Source organism: Variovorax sp. GW822-FHT04E09 (assembly GCF_058800845.1).
Genome location: NZ_JBXAMR010000005.1, coordinates 169,903 through 185,643, shown reverse-complemented (window position 1 = coordinate 185,643; position 15,741 = coordinate 169,903). Strand labels below are relative to the sequence as shown.

The following is a 15,741-nucleotide window of genomic DNA, read 5'->3' as shown; positions in this document are numbered from 1 at the left end:
TTGCGCGGCTCATGCGTCATGACCGGCCTCCTTTTGTTGTTGTGCTTCGATCGCCTGCACCACGCGCTCCATCTTCATGAAGCGCGACCCCTTGACCAGCACGCTGCCCAGCTGCGGCAGGCGGGCGAGCACGGCCGCGCGGAGCGTGTCGAAATCGTCGAAATGGCGTCCATCGACACCATCGTTGTTGTTGTTGAAAGCCGTCGCCGCATGCACGGTCTCGCCGCCCAGCGTGTAGACGGCGTCGAGGCCGCGCTGGCGCGCCCAGGCGCCGACCTCGGCGTGGAATTCCGGCGAGCGGCCGCCGACCTCGCCCATCTCGCCGAGCACCAGCAGGCGCGGGGCGGGCAGGCCGGTGAGCACGTCGATGGCGGCAATCACGGAATCGGGGTTGGCGTTGTAGCTGTCGTCGACCAGCGTGAGCGCGTGCCCGCCGGGCAGCACGACCTCGCTGGCGCGCGAACGGCCCTTGACCGGCTCGAAGGCCGACAGGCCCGCGGCGATGGTGTCGAGCGACACGCCGGCCGCCAGCGCGCAGGCGGTGGCGGCAAGCGCGTTGCCCACGTTGTGGCGGCCCGCGATGTGCAGGCGCGCGTCGAAGGCGCCCAGCGGCGTGCGCACGCGCACGCGCCAGGCGCCCTGCTGCCATTCGGCGCTGTCGAGCGAGATGTCGGCGTCGGCGTGCTCGCCGAAGGTCAGGCAGCGACGCGAACCGCTCTGGCGTGCCAGGTCGGTCCACAGCGAAGTGAAGGTGTCGCCGTAGGGGAACACGGCCGTGCCGTCGTCGGGCAGTTCGGCGAACACGGCTGCGTTCTCGATGGCGACCGCCTCGACGCTGGCCATGAACTCCTGGTGCTCGCGCTGCGCGTTGTTGACCAGCGCGATGGTCGGGCGCGACATGGCGGCCAGCCGCGCGATCTCGCCCGGGTGGTTCATGCCCAGTTCGAGCACTGCCAGTTGGTGCTGCGCGCGCAGGCGCAGCAGCGTGAGCGGCACGCCGATCTCGTTGTTGAAGTTGCCGGCCGTGGCCAGCGCGCGGTCGGCGCGGAAGGCCGCGAGCACGGCCGCGATCATCTGCGTGACCGTGGTCTTGCCGTTGCTGCCGGTGACGGCGATCAGCGGCAGCTGGAACTGCGCGCGCCAGCCGGCGCCCAGCGCACCGAGCGCGATGAGCGAATCGGGCACCTCGAGGCCGGCAAGCCCCGCGGCTTCGAGGCCGCCGTGCGCAATGGCGGCCACCGCGCCCTGCTTCTTCGCGTCGGCCAGGAAGTCGTTGGCATCGAAGCGCTCGCCCTTGAGCGCGACGAACAGGTCGCCAGCAGCCAGGGTGCGGGTGTCGGTGTGGACGCGGGCGATCACGGTGGCCGGATCACCCACGAGTCGCGAACCCGGCACCCATTGCTGCGCCTGCGCCAACGTCAGGTTGAGCGGCGTAGAGACGGGCGTGGCCATGGCGGTCATGCGGCACCCCGCTTTGCGAGCGCGTCGAGCGCGTGGGTCTTGTCGGAGAACGGCAGGCGCTGGCCGGCGATCTCCTGCCACTCTTCGTGGCCCTTGCCGGCGATCAGCACCACGTCTTGTGGGGCCGCCTGGGCAATGGTTTCGGCGATGGCGCGCGCACGGTCGACCTGCACGCGGGCCGCCTCGACGCGCGTGAAGCCGCGCAGCGCCTGGCTGATGATCGCGTCGGGGTTCTCGTTGCGCGGGTTGTCGCTGGTGAGCACCACATGGTCGGCCTGCCGCTCGGCGACGGCCGCCATCAACGGGCGCTTGATCGGGTCGCGGTTGCCGCCGCAGCCGAACACGCACCACAGCGCGCCGCCGCGTTGCTTGGCCAGCGGGCGCAGGCCGGCGAGGGCCTTGTCGAGTGCGTCGGGCGTGTGGGCGTAGTCGACCACGGCCAGCGGCGCGCCGTCGGTCGGCTGCACGCGGTCCATGCGGCCCGGCACGCTGCTGAGGTGGGCGCAGGCGGCCACGGCCTGGGCGAGCGTCAGGCCCAGCGCGCGCAGGGTGCCGAGCACGCCGAGCAGGTTGGCGACGTTGTACTGGCCGATGAGCCCGGTCGCGAGCCGTTCGGCCGGTGCCGTGCTGCCGTGCTCGGCCACGGTGAACTGCAGGCCCTGCGCGTCGTAGCCGATGTCGCGCGCCACCAGCCGTGCGGGCTTGCCGCCGGCCGAGACGGTCCAGACGTCGAGTGCGCCGATGCCGGCGTCGAGCAGGTTGGCGCACAGGCTGGCGCCGTGCATGTCGTCGATGTTGATCACCGCGGCGCGCAGGCCGGGCCAGCGGAACAGCTCGGCCTTGGCCTGCCAGTAGGCGTCCATGCTGCCGTGGTAGTCGAGGTGGTCCTGCGTGAAATTGGTGAACACGGCGACCGCGATGCGGCAACCGTCGAGCCGGCGCTCGGCAATGCCGATCGACGAAGCCTCGATCGCGCAGGCGCCGAAGCCTTCGGTGACGAAGTCGCGCAGCGCGCGCTGCAGCATCACGGGATCGGGCGTGGTCAGGCCGGTGTAGGTGAGCTCGGGCGGCACGCCGATGCCCAGCGTCCCCACCACGGCGCAGGGCGACGGAGCGCCGCGCTCGGTGGTGCCGTCGGGGCGCATGGCGCGCACGCCGCCGGCCGCGCGCAGCGTGGACAGCGATTCGGCCAGCCACCACGCGGTGGAGGTCTTGCCGTTGGTGCCGGTCACGGCCAGCAGGTCGAGCTGGGCCGAGGGGTTGTCGTAGAAGGCGGCGGCGACCGGGCCGGTGGCGGCCTTGAGGCCGGGGTAGCTCACGATGCGTTCGTCGCCGTCGAAGCCGAAGGCGTCCACGCCCTCGTGCTCGACCAGGCAGGCCACGGCGCCCTGCGCCAGCGCGGCCGCCACGTGCTGGCGGCCGTCGGTGGCGGCACCGGGCCAGGCGATGAAGGCATCGCCCGGGGCGACCGCGCGGCTGTCGGCCTGCAGCGCGCCCTGCACGCGCTCCTTGAGCCAGAACGCGGCCGTGGTGGGGGAAGTGAGTGTCAGCATGTCAGAAGCTCTCGGGGACGTCTTGCGTCTGCACGAGGGGTTTGACCGCCAGATCGGGCGGGACGTTCATCATGCGCAGGGTCTGCTGCACGACTTCGCTGAACACCGGCGCCGCGGCGAGGCCGCCGAAATACTGGCCGTCGGTCGGCTCGTCGATCATCACCGCGACGATGATGCGCGGCTTCTCGATGGGCGCCATGCCGGTGAACCAGGCACGGTACTTGTTGCTGGCGTAGCCCTTGCCGACCTGCTTGTGGGCCGTGCCCGACTTGCCGCCGACCGAGTAGCCCACAGTTTGCGCGCGCGTGCCGGTGCCGCCCGGGCCGGCGGCCATCTGCAGCATCTTGCGCACCGCAAGCGCGTTGGAGGGCGAGAACACGCGCACGCCGACCGGCGGCTCGGTGTTCTTCAAAATGGTGACCGGAATGATGGAGCCGTCGTGCGCGAACGAGGTGTACGAATGCGCCATCTGGAACAGCGACGCCGACAGGCCGTAGCCGTAGGCCATGGTGGCCTGCTCGACCGGCTTCCAGGTCTTCCACGGACGCAGCCGGCCCGTCACGGCGCCGGGGAACTGGATCTGCGGCTTCTGGCCGTAGCCCAGCGCGGTGTAGGTGTCCCACATCTCGTGGGGCGTCATCTTCTGGGCGATCTTGAGCGCGCCCACGTTGCTCGACTTCTGGATCACGCCCTCCACGGTCAGCGAGCCGTAGTTGTGGGTGTCGCTGATGGTGAAGCCGCCCAGCTGGTAGCGCCCGGGCGCGGTGTCGATGATGGTGGAGGGCTTCACGCGGCCGGCCTCCAGCGCCATCGCCACGGTGATGGGCTTCATGGTCGAGCCGGGCTCGAAGGTGTCGGTGAGCGCGCGGTTGCGCAGCTGCTCGCCGGTGAGGTTCTGGCGCTTGTCGGGCACGTAGCTCGGGTAGTTGGCCAGCGCCAGCACCTCGCCGGTGGTGCTGTCGAGCACCACCACGCTGCCGGCCTTGGCACGGCGCGCGGTGACGGCGTCGCGCAGCTTCTGGTAGGCGAAGAACTGCACCTTGCTGTCGACGCTGAGCTGGATGTCGCGGCCCTCGACCGGCGGCACCTGCTCGCCCACGCCCTCGACCACGCGGCCCAGCCGGTCCTTGATGACACGGCGCGAGCCGGCCTTGCCGGCCAGTTCCTTGTTGAACGCCAGCTCGATGCCTTCCTGGCCGTTGTCTTCCACGTTGGTGAAGCCCACCACGTGCGCGGCCGCCTCGCCCTCGGGGTACTGGCGCTTGTATTCCTTGCGCTGGTAGATGCCCTTGAGGTTGAGCGCCGCGATCTGCTTGGCGATGGGCTCGTCGACCTGGCGCTTGATCCAGACGAAGGTCTTGTCTTCGTCTTCGAGCTTCTTGTCGAAGTCCTTCTGCGGCATGCCGAGCAGCTTGGCCACCTGCTTGAGCTTGGCGCGCACCTCGGGGTCGTCGCGCTCCACGTCTTCGGGAATGGCCCAGATGCTGGGCGCCACCACGCTGGACGCCAGGATGAGCCCGTTGCGGTCGAGGATGCGCCCGCGGTTGGCCGGCAGCTCCAGCGTGCGGGCGAAGCGCACTTCGCCCTGGCGCTGGAAGAAGCTGTTGTTGAAGACCTGCACGTACGCGGCCCGCCCCGCCAGCATGACGAAGCCGAAGGCGATGCCGGCGACGATGAACTTGCTGCGCCACACCGGCGTCTTGCTCGCGAGCAAGGGGCTGGTGGTGTAGCGCACGCTGCGGTTGCCGCGGCTCATCGGGCGGGCCTCGCGGTGGTGCCGGGCTTGGGCGGCGTGGTCGGCGGCAGCGGCGCGACAGCCGGGATCACCGAGCCGTCGGGGCGCACGTACTGCGTGATGGCCGGCGAGGCCGTGCGCATCTGCAGCTGTTCCTTGGCCAGCTTCTCCACGCGCAGCGGCGTGGCCTGGGCGCGCTTCTCGACCTGCAGGCGGTCATGCTCGGTTTCGAGCTTGCGCGTCTCCTGCAGCGCGCGGTCGAACTCCGTGTAGAGCTGGCGCGACTGGTACTGGGTGTGCACAAGGTACAAAGCCGTCGCAATGACGGCCAGCAAGAGAAGCAGGTTGATGCGCGCCATGGCTACCCGGCCTCCGTGCGTTCGGCCACCCGGAGGATGGCGCTGCGCGAGCGCGGGTTGCCGCGCACTTCTTCTTCGGACGGCTTGATGCGCTCGAGCGCGTGCAGCTTCATCACCTTGGGCGCGGCGAAGGGCGCGCGGCGGTCGTAGACCTCCTTCGAGTGCTTGGCGATGAACTGCTTGACGATGCGGTCTTCGAGCGAATGGAAGCTGATCACCGCGAGCCGGCCGCCGGGCGCGAGCACCGACAGGCTGGCTTCTAGCGCTTGTTGCAGCTCCTCAAGCTCGGCGTTGATGAAAATCCGAAAAGCCTGAAATGTGCGCGTTGCAGGGTTCTGGCCCTGCTCGCGGGTTTTGACCGTGCCAGCCACGAGCTCGGCCAGTTCGGTGGTGGTTGAAATTGCGCCCCGTTCTTGTCTGCGAGCAACAATCGCCTTTGCAATCTGAACAGCAAACCGTTCTTCGCCATAGTCACGGATCACCTCTGCAATTTGTTGAAGTTCGGCCGTTGCCAGCCATTCGGCCACGCTCTCGCCGCGCGTGGTGTCCATGCGCATGTCGAGCGGACCGTCGAAACGGAAACTGAAACCGCGCACCGGGTTGTCGATCTGCGGCGAACTCACGCCTAGGTCCATCAGCAAGCCGTTGACGCTGGCGTCGGGCAATTCGCCCAGCGAGCGGAATCCCTGATGGCGGATAGAAAAACGCGCATCCGAGATGCGCGCTGCTTCGGCCACCGCTTCTGCATCCTTGTCGAATGCGATGAGCCTGCCTTCCGGCGCCAGCCGCGCGAGGATGGCGCGCGCATGTCCTCCGCGGCCGAAGGTGGCGTCCACGTACGTGCCCGTGGCTGCCGCGCTGCCGGAAAGAAGGGCTTCCACCGCCTCGTTCAACAAGACGGTCGTGTGGGTCAGGGGGGTGTTCACGGGGCTCCTCAGAACGCGAAGTCCTGAAACACATCCGGCATCTCGCCCTGGGTGGCCTCGGCCTCCTTGGCCTCGTAGGTGGCCTTGTCCCAGAGTTCGAAATGGTTGCCCATGCCCAGCAGCAGCGTCTCGCGGTTGATGCCGGTGGCGGCGCGCAGCTCGGGCGACACCAGCACGCGGCCGGTGCCGTCCATCTCGACGTCCATCGCGTTACCGAGGAAGACGCGCTTCCACCACTGTGCCGACATCGGCAGCGCAGCAATGCGTTCGCGGAATTTTTCCCATTCGGGACGGGGGAACACCATCAGGCATCCGTGCGGATGCTTGGTGATCGTGAGCTGGCCGCCTGCCGTGGCGCTCAGGACGTCGCGATGCCGGGTCGGCACGGAGAGCCGCCCCTTGGCATCCAGACTGAGCGATGAAGCGCCTTGAAACACGACCACGAAACCCCTGTGGTGGGAGGTGCCGCGACACCCGGAAGGGGCGTTGCCCGCACTTTTTCCCACTTAACTGCACTTTTTTCCACTGTAGCAGGAAACACTTGCGACGCAACTGGGGCTCGGGGGTATTTTTTGTAATGGAATCAACGACTTAGCGCCGATTTCCAAACCTGGAAATCGGCGAATTGTGTTGAAAATGAAGTACTTAGCTCACGCAGTGAAAGTGATGCGTGAAGGACGACCCCGTTACAGGGGCCGAGGGAGGCGGCTTCAGAGGATGAAGCGCGAAAGGTCTTCGTCGTGACTTAGTGCCGCGAGGCGCTCGTCGACATAAGCGGCATCGATGCGGACCGTCTGGCCCTCGATGCGGGTGGCATCGAAGCTTACCTCATCGAGCAGGCGCTCCATCACGGTCGACAAACGGCGCGCGCCGATGTTCTCGGTGCGCTCGTTCACCTCGAAGGCGATGGCCGCCAGCCGGGTGATGCCGTCGGGCGCGAAGTCGAGCGTCACGCCTTCGGTGGCCAGCAGCGCCTGGTACTGCTTCACGAGCGAGGCGCGGGTCTGCGTGAGGATGCTCTCGAAGTCCGACACCGAGAGCGATTGCAGCTCGACGCGGATCGGAAAGCGCCCCTGCAGCTCGGGAATGAGGTCGCTCGGCTTGCTCAGGTGGAACGCGCCGCTCGCGATGAACAGCATGTGGTCGGTGCGCACCACGCCATACTTGGTCGACACGGCCGTGCCCTCCACCAGCGGCAGCAGGTCGCGCTGCACGCCCTGGCGCGAGACGTCGGAGCCCTGCGCTTCGCTGCGCGTGGCGACCTTGTCGATCTCGTCGATGAACACGATGCCGTTCTGCTCGGCGTTGGCGATGGCCTGCGCGCGGATCTCGTCCTCATTGACCAGCTTGGCGGCCTCCTCGTCGATCAAGAGGCGCATCGCCTCGGCGATCTTGAGCTTGCGCGTCTTGCGCTTGCCGCCGCCCAACTGGCCGAACATGCCGCGCAGTTGTTCGGTCATTTCCTCCATGCCGGCCGGGCCCATGATCTCCAGCGGCGCGCGGGTTTCGGCGAGGTCGAGCTCGATCTCCTTGTCGTCGAGCTGGTGCTCGCGCAGCTTCTTGCGGAAGGCCTGGCGCGTCGGGTTGGGGCTGTCGAGTGCGGGCGCAGCGCCATCGGCACCACGCGCCGGAGGCAGCAGCGCGTCGAGGATGCGCTCCTCGGCCGCGTCTTCGGCGCGCGCACGCACCTTCACGCTTTCGGATTCGCGCGTCTGCTTGACGGCGATCTCGGCCAAGTCGCGAATGATCGAGTCGACGTCCTTGCCCACGTAGCCCACCTCGGTGAACTTGGTGGCCTCGACCTTGATGAACGGCGCGTCGGCCAGGCGGGCCAGGCGGCGGGCGATCTCGGTCTTGCCAACGCCCGTCGGGCCGATCATGAGGATGTTCTTGGGCGTGATCTCGTGGCGCAGCTTCTCGTCGACCTTCTGGCGGCGCCAGCGGTTGCGCAGCGCGATGGCCACGGCGCGCTTGGCGGCGGGCTGGCCGACGATGTGGTTGTCCAGCTCGGAGACGATTTCCTGGGGGGTCATGGACATGGTCAGAGCGCTTCCACCGTGTGGTTCATGTTCGTGTAAATGCAGATTTCTCCGGCGATCGCCAGCGATTTGCGCACGATCTGCTCGGCCGAGAGCTCGGTGTTGTCGATCAGCGCCTTGGCCGCCGACTGGGCGTAGGCGCCGCCCGAACCGATGGCGATCACGCCGTCTTCAGGCTCCAACACGTCGCCATTGCCGGTGATGATGAGCGAAGTCGTGGCGTCGGCCACGGCCAGCATGGCTTCGAGCTTGCGCAGCACGCGGTCGGTGCGCCAGTCCTTGGTGAGCTCGACCGCCGCGCGGGTCAGGTGGCCCTGGTGCTTTTCAAGTTTGGCCTCGAAGCGCTCGAAGAGCGTGAAGGCATCGGCTGTGGCACCGGCGAAACCCGCCAGGACCTTGCCGTGATAGAGCCGCCGCACCTTGCGCGCCGTGCCCTTGATGACGATGTTGCCGAGAGTGACCTGCCCGTCCCCGCCGATGGCGACCTGATCGCCTTGGGGGGTCTTGCGGCGCACGCTCACGATGGTGGTGCCGTGAAACTGTTCCATCGCAGCCATCTGGGGATGGGCCCCGCCAATGCAACCCTTGCGGTCGGACAAACTGCTGGCGGAAAACACGGCCGCGCAGGGGCCGCGGAACCCCTGTGGCGGGGTCAGTTCTTGCGGACGGCGACCGTGGCGTGGTCGGTGATGCCGATCAGCCCGAACAGCGCGGCAATCAGCCGGTGCGCATCGACGAACTGCACCCGCTCGCCGTTCGCATCGCGCTCGCGGACCCAGCTCAACAGCGTGCCGGCCGCCGTCAGGTCCATGCGCAGCAGGGCCGCGCACGAGATGACCGGCGCCGTCGTGTGGCGCAGGTCGTGGTCCAGGCGCTGCCAGCACGACAGCGAATCGCCGCGCAGGTCGCCCGCCAGCGCGGCAAAGCCGCTGTCGGTGGACGGGAAGCTCTCGGAATCGCCCCCGACCGACAGCAGCGACCAGACCGAACTCGGCCGGCTCGCCGGCGGCGCGGCCAGCGAGGTGCACTCGCCCTTCGGGTCCTGCCAGGACGGCGGCGACACCTCGTAGGTGATGCAGTAGTTGAGCGCCACCAGCTCGAAGTCGTCGGGCAGGTGCATCATGCGCAGCGCCGCGAGGCGCAGCTGCCACCAGGCGTCGTCGGGATGGCGCTCGTTGTTGGGCGTGGCCGCGGCCAGCACGGCCATGAGCTGCGAGGCGCCGAAGAAGCGCAGCTGCACCGGCGAATCGGACCAGTGCGCGAACAGGATGCGCAGCGGCGCGGCGGCCGGCGGATCGATCTCGGTGAGCGCGCGCCAGTCGAGCGTCCAGACCATGCCGGCCTGCGAGAGCGCGCGCGTGAGCGCCATGAGCCCCTCGCGCGTCAGGTGCGCGGGGCTGGCCCAGTCGGCGGCGCCCGTCGTGTCGGAGGCCGCCTCGGCGTCTTCGCTGGCGGTGACGGCCTTCACGCTGCGCGCGAGTTCGTCGAGCGAAACCCAGTCAGGACCCATGCGCTTCATGCGCTGCGCATAGCGCATGCGGGCGGCCGCGAACTTGGCGGCATCGCCGGTGGCGCGGTACAGGTCGAACAGCGCGCGCCAGCGGGCGTCGTCGCGCTCCAGCGTGACGGCTGCGGTCGCGTCGTCGGCGGCGAACGCACTTTCGGCGGCCAGCGCCTGCAGCAGGATGGCCTCGGCGCCGGTGTCGTCGCCGTGCGCGAAGCGGATCACCGCTTCTTCGAGCGCGCCGTCATGCGCGAGCCGGGACGGCTGAGGCGCGGGGACAGCTGCGGTGGCAGCAACCTCTGGCGCTGCGGCCACGGACGCAGAAGCAGCCGGCTCAGCCGGCAACTGATCGCCACCACTGTCGACCGGCGGCAGCGTTTCAGCGCCCGCGTCGGGCGGCGGATTGACCAGCGTCTCGCCGTTCGGCCCGCGGCCCTTCCACCACTGCTGCGACATCTGCTCTTCGATCTCGTCGATCTTCTTGAGCGTGAGTGCGCGGCCTTCGGATTTTTCGGAGGTGCTGTTGAGGTTGAACGACGACGGCGTGACCGTCGCCTCGAAGGCATGGGCCGCTGCCTCGCGCTGGCGCAGCTTGCGCAGCATGTCGAACTCGCGGCGGCGCACGAAGTCGTTGCGCTGGCGCCGCTCGATCATTTCCTTCAGCATCTCGCGGCTGTAGGTCTGCTCGGGCAGCGACGAGTCGGAGGACGGCGTGTCCAGCTCCGACCAGTCTTTCAGGGGATTTCGAACGAACTTGGCCACCTTCGAGAAAAGGCGGCCTGACTCTTCCTTTGGCATTCAGAGAAGGTTATCGAAAGCGCGGGTTCCGTTCTACCGTGCAGCCGTTCAATCCCCGAACATTTTCTGCTTGAGCTCGCGGCGCTGCTGCGCTTCGAGCGAGAGCGTGGCGGTCGGACGGGCCAGCAGGCGGCCGACGCCGATGGGCTCGCCGGTCTCGTCGCAGTAGCCGTAGTCGCCGGCGTCGATGCGCTGGATCGACTGCTCGATCTTCTTGAGCAGCTTGCGCTCGCGGTCGCGCGTGCGCAGTTCGAGCGCGTGCTCTTCCTCGATGGTGGCGCGGTCGGCCGGGTCGGGCACGACCACGGTGTCTTCGCGCAGGTGCTCGGTGGTTTCACCGGCGTTCTCGAGGATGCCGCGCTTGAGTTCTTCGAGCTTCAGACGGAAGAACGCCATCTGCTTGTCGTTCATGTACTCGTCGTCAGGCATCGCGATGACCTCGGCGTCGCTCATCTCGGCGGGCGTCTTGGTCTTCCAGTTGTTGGCCAGCTTCGGGTCTTTCTTGACGGCCAGGGGCGGCGGCGGCACCAGCGCGGTGGAAGGTGCCTGCGAGAAGCTGGATTTGGCGGCGGTCGAGGCCACGGATTGCGGCATCGAGGGCACGGTGAGTTGCGACAGCCGGGACACGCGGCCACCACGCGCGGCGGGAGCGGGCGTAGCGGGGATCGAGGGTGTCGCCGGGGCGGAAGAAGAGGCGGCAGCCGTTTTTTTCATGGGGGTCGGGGGAGCAGAAAGGGTGGCCGCAGGACGGCCGACCGGTTGGGATGACGTAGGCGCCGCGCCCGCGGATTTCGTTGCGGGCTTGGCGGACTTCTTGGCAGCCACGGTCCCGGTCTTGGCCGGGGTTGCCGCAGGCTTTTTGGCAGCGCTTTTCTCTTTCGCGGCAGGTGCAGCAGCAGCGGTGGCGGAAACCTTCTTCGCCGCGGGTACAGCCTTCGCAGCCGGCGCCTTCTTTGCGGCGGGCTTGGTGGCTGGCGTGGCCTTGACGGCGGGTTTCTTCACGGTGACTGGCTCCTTGTACGAACTGGAACGCGCTTTCACTGGGTGTCTCCTCCCAAGGGAGTCGTTGCGGGTGTCAGGCCGCGCGGGCTCCACGTGTCGGGGGGCGTCCGCAGGTGGGCGAACCCCGGGGTTATACCCCCGAAAGCCCGCCAAAAACCCTTGGCGCCCCGTGCCGTAAGTCATATCTCGCCCCTGTGGACGAAGCATGGCTCCCGGAACAGGCGCGCGATTGTATAGAGAACTCGAAACGCAGCGCCATGGGGTACCGCACTGCCCTGCTCCGTTAGCATCTTGCGGCGCCGCCGGAGGAGGCGGCGCAGGCACGGTGTGCGCGCCGGGAGGCGCCGCACCCGCCATTCAAATACAACTGATCGGAAAGAAATCTTGAGCAAGAAAGCAGTATTGGGAGTCCTGGCCGCGGCCATCGCCGTCGCCTACGGCGGCAGCACCTGGTGGGCCGGCACGCAGATCAAATCGAGCTACGACGTCGCCCTGGGCGAACTGCCGAAGCAGACCGCGCTGGTGCGCGTGATCGAGCGCAGCTACGAGCGCAACTTCTTCGGCGCCGTGAGCACGGTGACGCTCGAGCTGGGCTGCCCGGCCGAAGCCGCCACCGCCCCTGCCGCATCGGCACCGGCCGCAGCCACGGCCGACGTCGCCCAGGCCACGACCGAAGGTGAGGAAGAAGAGCCGAGCGAAGACGACAGCGACGCCGTGGCCACCCCGCCCAAGCCCGTGCGCATCACCTTCCGCGACACCATCCGCCACGGCCCGATCGCCGGCGCCACGCTGGCCGCGGCCGTCATCGACAGCGAGCTGGTGCTCGACGCCAAGGCGCAGGCCGAGGCCGAAAAGCTGTTCGGCAAGGCCAAGCCGCTGACCGCGCACACCAAGGTCGGCTTCGGCGGCGGCTTCACCAGCGACCTCACCGTCGCGCCCGCGAAGTTGGCCGAAGAAGGCAAGGGCGAGTTCGCCTGGCAAGGCGCACAGGCCCGCCTGGACATGAACGCGGCCCGCACCCACCTGCGCTACGACATGACGATGCCCGGCCTGGACGTCAACACCGCCTCCAAGGGCGTGCAGGTCAAGATGGGCAAGTTCACCGCCAAGGCCGACATGGACGGCAGCGCCGGCTGGCTCCTGGCCACCGGCAAGTCCGAAGGACGTCTCGACAGCTTCGAGCTGAACGCGCCCAAGGGCCTGGTCCCCGGCGGCGAGGGCTCCGCCCCTGCCAAGGCGATCAAGGTGCTATTGCAAAGCATCGACCTGACCGGCGAAGCCACCATCAAGGACGGCCTGTACGCCTCCGCAGGCGCCTTCAAGGGCAAGGGCAAGGTCAACGAGACCACCATCGACAAGTTCGAGATCGCCAGCAGCGCACGCCGCATCCAGGCGGCCGGCTACAAGAAGCTGGCCGACGCCTGGCTGCAGTCGACCGACGGCGCGGGTTGCGGCCAGCGCAGCAAGGGCCAGAAGGACGCGATGCAGGCGCTGATCAAGCAGCTCGCCCCCGACCTCAAGGCCATGGCCAAGCACAGCCCCGAAGCAGGCCTGGACCGCATGCTGATCGAAATCGGCGGCAAGAGCGCCGAACTCAGCTACTCCGTGGCCCTCGCCGGCGTGACCGACGAAGACCTGAAGCTGCCCGGCAACGCGCTGGTGCTCCAGCGCGGCGTGCTCAAGGCCAACGCGCGCGTGCCCGTGAAGTGGATCGAGAAGCTGGCCGAAACCGGCGCCGAGAGCGGCCAGCTGCCACCGCCTGAAATGGTCGCGGGCCTGATCGAACAGGCCGAGCAGAACGGCTACGTGAAGCGCGCAGGCGACGACGTGGTCAGCCAGGTCGAGTTCAGCGAAGGCCAGCTCAAGCTCCTAGGCAAGCCGATGGGGAATTTCGGCAAGTAGCCGTTGTCTGCCCCATGAAAAACGGCGCTGACCTCTCGGTCGGCGCCGTTTTTTCGTTTCAAGCGGGCGTACTCAGACCAGGCACTGCTCCAGCCCCTGCTCCAGAATTTCGCGCGGCAGCTCGATGCCGATGAACACCATGCGGCTCTGGCGCGCCTCGTCCTTGCCCCACTCCGGGCCCAGGTCGCTGCCCATGAGCTGGTGCACGCCCTGGAAGATCACCTTGCGCTCGGTGCCCTTCATGTTCAGCACGCCCTTGTAGCGCAGCATGCGCGGGCCGTAGATGTTCACGATGGCGCCCAGGAAGTCTTCGAGCTTGGCCGGGTCGAAAGGCCGGTCGGCCTTGTAGACGAAGCTCTTCACGTCGTCATCGGTGTGGTGATGGTGACCGTGGCCCTCGTGCTTGTGCGAGGGGTGGTCGCACGCCTCGCCATGCGCGTGGTCATGGTCGTGGTGATCGTGGTCGTCTTCCTTCAGGAAGTCGGGGTCGATGTCCAGCTTGGCGTTCAGGTTGAAGCCGCGCAGGTCGAAGATGTCCTTCAGCGGCACGTCGCCGAAGTGCGCCTTCTGCTGCGGCGCGCGCGGGTTCATGTGCTTCAGGCGGTGAATGAGCGCATCGGTCTCTTCGGCCGACACCAGCTCGCTCTTGCTGATGAAGATCTGGTCTGCAAAGCCCACCTGGCGGCGCGCTTCCTGGCGGTCGTTGAGCTGCTGGGGCGCATGCTTGGCGTCGACCAGCGTGAGGATCGAGTCGAGCAGGTAGCTCTCGGCGATCTCGTCGTCCATGAAGAAGGTCTGGGCCACCGGGCCGGGGTCGGCCAGGCCGGTGGTCTCGATCACCACGCGGTCGAAGTCGAGCAGGCCCTGGCGCTTCTTGGCGGCCAGCAGCTGCAGCGCTTCGCGCAGGTCTTCGCGGATGGTGCAGCAGACGCAGCCGTTGCTCATCTGCACGATCTGCTCCTTCGACTCGGTCACGAGGATGTCGCTGTCGATGTTCTCCTCGCCGAACTCGTTCTCGATGACCGCGATCTTCTGGCCATGGGCCTCGGTCAGGATGCGCTTGAGCAGCGTGGTTTTGCCCGAGCCGAGAAAGCCGGTCAGGATGGTCGCGGGAATGAGGGCCATGGAAAAGTGCTCCGGAAACGGAAAACAGAAAAAGGCGGGGGATTGGCGGGCAGTTTAGCCAATGCCACTGAGTTGCGTTGCCGACGGGGTCAAGCCCTCGTTCACAGAGGCTTTCTCACCACCACCAGCCCCTTCAGGTACTCCCCTTCCGGGAACTCGATGGTCATCGGGTGGTCGGGCGCGGCGCCCAGGCGTTCGGCGATGTAGCCGTCCACGCCGGCATCGAGCCCCGCCGAGGCCACGATCTTGTGGAACAGGTCGGCGCTGATGCCGCCCGAGCAGGAAAAGGTGAGCAGCACGCCGCCCGGCTCCAGCAGCTTGAGCGCCAGGCGGTTGATGTCCTTGTAGGCACGCGCGGCGCGCTCGGCGTGCGCCACCGTGGGCGCAAACTTCGGCGGGTCGAGCACGATGGCGTCGAAGGTGCGGCCCTGGTCGATGAACTCGCGCAGCACCGTGTTCACGTTGGCGTCGAGAAACTCCGTCGCAATGCCCTGCCCTTCGAAGCCGTTGAGCGCCAGGTGCGCGCGCGCCCGTTCGAGCGCGGGCTGCGACGAATCGACCGACACCAGCGAGGCGCCCTCGAGCGCCCCGGCCGCCTTCAGGCCCGCGAGCGCCGCCACGGTGAAGCCGCCCGTGTAGCAAAAACAGTTGAGCACGCGCCGGAAGCGCCGGTGCTGCGCCAGCTCGGCAAAGCGCTGGCGGCTGTCGCGCTGGTCGAGGTAGAAGCCGGTCTTGTGGCCGGTGGCGATGTCCAGCGACAGCTGCCAGCCGTGTTCGCGGATGGTGATCTGGGTGGGCCCCTCGCCGCGCAGCCAGCCCGTGACGGGCTTCAGGCCCTCGCGCTCGCGGCCGCTGGCGTCGGAGCGCTCATACAGCCTGGAGAGCCCCGTGGCCTTGAGCAGCGCATCGGCCAGCACGTCTTTCCAGCGCTCCACGCCGGCCGACAAAAACTGCGCCACCAGCGTGTCGCCGTAGCGGTCGACGATCAGCCCCGGCAGGCCGTCGGCCTCGCCGTGCACCAGCCGCACGCCGTCACTCTGCAGGTCGAACAGGCCGCGCGCATGCACCGCGCGCGCACAGACCGTGGAAAAAAAAGCAGCGTCGATGCGCTGCTTCTCGTCAAAGCTCCAGGCCCGTGCCCGGATCTTGGAGGTGGGGCCGAAGGCCGCCCACGCGAGAAAGTGGCCGTCGTGCGACTCCACGCGCACCGTTTCCCCCGAGTCCGCGCCGCCGCGCGCAATGGCGGATTCGAAGACCCAGGGATGGCGGCGTTGGAGCGAGCGCTCCTTGCCCGGCTTGAGGCGGAGGGTTTTCATGGGAGATGAATGAAAGAAGAA

13 protein-coding genes are annotated in these 15,741 nt (G+C 67.9%); 1 reads left to right on the top strand and 12 read right to left on the bottom strand.

From position 1 onward, the window contains the following. Positions 1–9 precede the first annotated feature (9 nt). From AC1RL8_RS21050 to dksA, 10 genes are all read right to left on the bottom strand, one after another. Positions 10–1,452 carry a UDP-N-acetylmuramoyl-tripeptide--D-alanyl-D-alanine ligase gene (locus AC1RL8_RS21050; RefSeq protein WP_492686404.1) on the bottom strand — a complete coding sequence of 481 codons (1,443 nt, stop codon included), beginning with the start codon at positions 1,450–1,452 and terminating at the stop codon, positions 10–12. A gap of 5 nt (positions 1,453–1,457) precedes the next feature. Beyond that, entirely contained in the window at positions 1,458–3,014 is a 1,557-nt protein-coding gene (locus tag AC1RL8_RS21045; RefSeq protein ID WP_492686300.1) for a UDP-N-acetylmuramoyl-L-alanyl-D-glutamate--2,6-diaminopimelate ligase, read from the bottom strand. Position 3,015: 1 nt separating this feature from the next. Then, complete coding sequence (locus AC1RL8_RS21040) at positions 3,016–4,770, bottom strand: peptidoglycan D,D-transpeptidase FtsI family protein (RefSeq protein WP_095743607.1); 1,755 nt, start codon at positions 4,768–4,770, stop codon at positions 3,016–3,018. Next, the gene (gene ftsL, locus AC1RL8_RS21035) at positions 4,767–5,108 is read right to left on the bottom strand and encodes a cell division protein FtsL (RefSeq protein WP_062474236.1); all 342 of its coding nucleotides are present in this window, start codon (positions 5,106–5,108) and stop codon (positions 4,767–4,769) included. Before ftsL ends, AC1RL8_RS21040 begins: the two co-directional genes overlap by 4 nt. Positions 5,109–5,110: 2 nt before the next feature. Continuing rightward, positions 5,111–6,034, bottom strand: coding sequence for a 16S rRNA (cytosine(1402)-N(4))-methyltransferase RsmH (gene rsmH, locus AC1RL8_RS21030; RefSeq protein ID WP_062474238.1), 924 nt, complete (start codon positions 6,032–6,034; stop codon positions 5,111–5,113). Between the two features lie 8 nt (positions 6,035–6,042). Then, a complete protein-coding gene (gene mraZ / locus AC1RL8_RS21025; RefSeq protein ID WP_056576192.1) occupies positions 6,043–6,471 on the bottom strand; it encodes a division/cell wall cluster transcriptional repressor MraZ in 429 nt (142 codons plus the stop codon). 273 nt (positions 6,472–6,744) lie between these two features. Next, a complete protein-coding gene (gene hslU, locus AC1RL8_RS21020) occupies positions 6,745–8,073 on the bottom strand; it encodes an ATP-dependent protease ATPase subunit HslU (RefSeq protein ID WP_492686301.1) in 1,329 nt (442 codons plus the stop codon). A gap of 2 nt (positions 8,074–8,075) precedes the next feature. After that, on the bottom strand, positions 8,076–8,621 hold the full coding sequence (gene hslV / locus AC1RL8_RS21015; RefSeq protein WP_056508874.1) for an ATP-dependent protease subunit HslV: 546 nt from the start codon (positions 8,619–8,621) through the stop codon (positions 8,076–8,078). Between the two features lie 104 nt (positions 8,622–8,725). Continuing rightward, positions 8,726–10,375, bottom strand: coding sequence for an STAS domain-containing protein (locus tag AC1RL8_RS21010; RefSeq protein ID WP_307695608.1), 1,650 nt, complete (start codon positions 10,373–10,375; stop codon positions 8,726–8,728). Positions 10,376–10,423: 48 nt separating this feature from the next. Next, a complete protein-coding gene (gene dksA / locus AC1RL8_RS21005; protein ID WP_489059348.1) occupies positions 10,424–11,089 on the bottom strand; it encodes an RNA polymerase-binding protein DksA in 666 nt (221 codons plus the stop codon). Between the two features lie 672 nt (positions 11,090–11,761). On the opposite strand from dksA, the gene AC1RL8_RS21000 reads away from it, so the two are divergent. Next, on the top strand, positions 11,762–13,279 hold the full coding sequence (locus AC1RL8_RS21000) for a YdgA family protein (RefSeq protein WP_492686302.1): 1,518 nt from the start codon (positions 11,762–11,764) through the stop codon (positions 13,277–13,279). A gap of 72 nt (positions 13,280–13,351) precedes the next feature. Here the strand turns inward: AC1RL8_RS21000 and AC1RL8_RS20995 are convergent, their stop codons facing one another. Continuing rightward, positions 13,352–14,404, bottom strand: coding sequence for a CobW family GTP-binding protein (locus AC1RL8_RS20995; RefSeq protein ID WP_307695610.1), 1,053 nt, complete (start codon positions 14,402–14,404; stop codon positions 13,352–13,354). Between the two features lie 101 nt (positions 14,405–14,505). Continuing rightward, positions 14,506–15,720 (bottom strand): class I SAM-dependent rRNA methyltransferase, encoded by a 1,215-nt coding sequence (locus AC1RL8_RS20990; RefSeq protein WP_492686303.1) that lies wholly within the window; start codon positions 15,718–15,720, stop codon positions 14,506–14,508. Positions 15,721–15,741: the final 21 nt, after the last annotated feature.

What these genes read in the sequence shown, in the direction of transcription:
- AC1RL8_RS21050 (WP_492686404.1), bottom strand. Translation starts at nt 1,452, where the DNA reads ATGGCCACGCCCGTCTCTACGCCGCTCAACCTGACGTTGGCGCAGGCG.
- AC1RL8_RS21045 (WP_492686300.1), bottom strand. Translation starts at nt 3,014, where the DNA reads ATGCTGACACTCACTTCCCCCACCACGGCCGCGTTCTGGCTCAAGGAG.
- AC1RL8_RS21040 (WP_095743607.1), bottom strand. Translation starts at nt 4,770, where the DNA reads ATGAGCCGCGGCAACCGCAGCGTGCGCTACACCACCAGCCCCTTGCTC.
- ftsL (WP_062474236.1), bottom strand. Translation starts at nt 5,108, where the DNA reads ATGGCGCGCATCAACCTGCTTCTCTTGCTGGCCGTCATTGCGACGGCT.
- hslU (WP_492686301.1), bottom strand. Translation starts at nt 8,073, where the DNA reads ATGTCCATGACCCCCCAGGAAATCGTCTCCGAGCTGGACAACCACATC.
- hslV (WP_056508874.1), bottom strand. Translation starts at nt 8,621, where the DNA reads ATGGAACAGTTTCACGGCACCACCATCGTGAGCGTGCGCCGCAAGACC.
- AC1RL8_RS21010 (WP_307695608.1), bottom strand. Translation starts at nt 10,375, where the DNA reads ATGCCAAAGGAAGAGTCAGGCCGCCTTTTCTCGAAGGTGGCCAAGTTC.
- dksA (WP_489059348.1), bottom strand. Translation starts at nt 11,089, where the DNA reads ATGAAAAAAACGGCTGCCGCCTCTTCTTCCGCCCCGGCGACACCCTCG.
- AC1RL8_RS20995 (WP_307695610.1), bottom strand. Translation starts at nt 14,404, where the DNA reads ATGGCCCTCATTCCCGCGACCATCCTGACCGGCTTTCTCGGCTCGGGC.
- AC1RL8_RS20990 (WP_492686303.1), bottom strand. Translation starts at nt 15,720, where the DNA reads ATGAAAACCCTCCGCCTCAAGCCGGGCAAGGAGCGCTCGCTCCAACGC.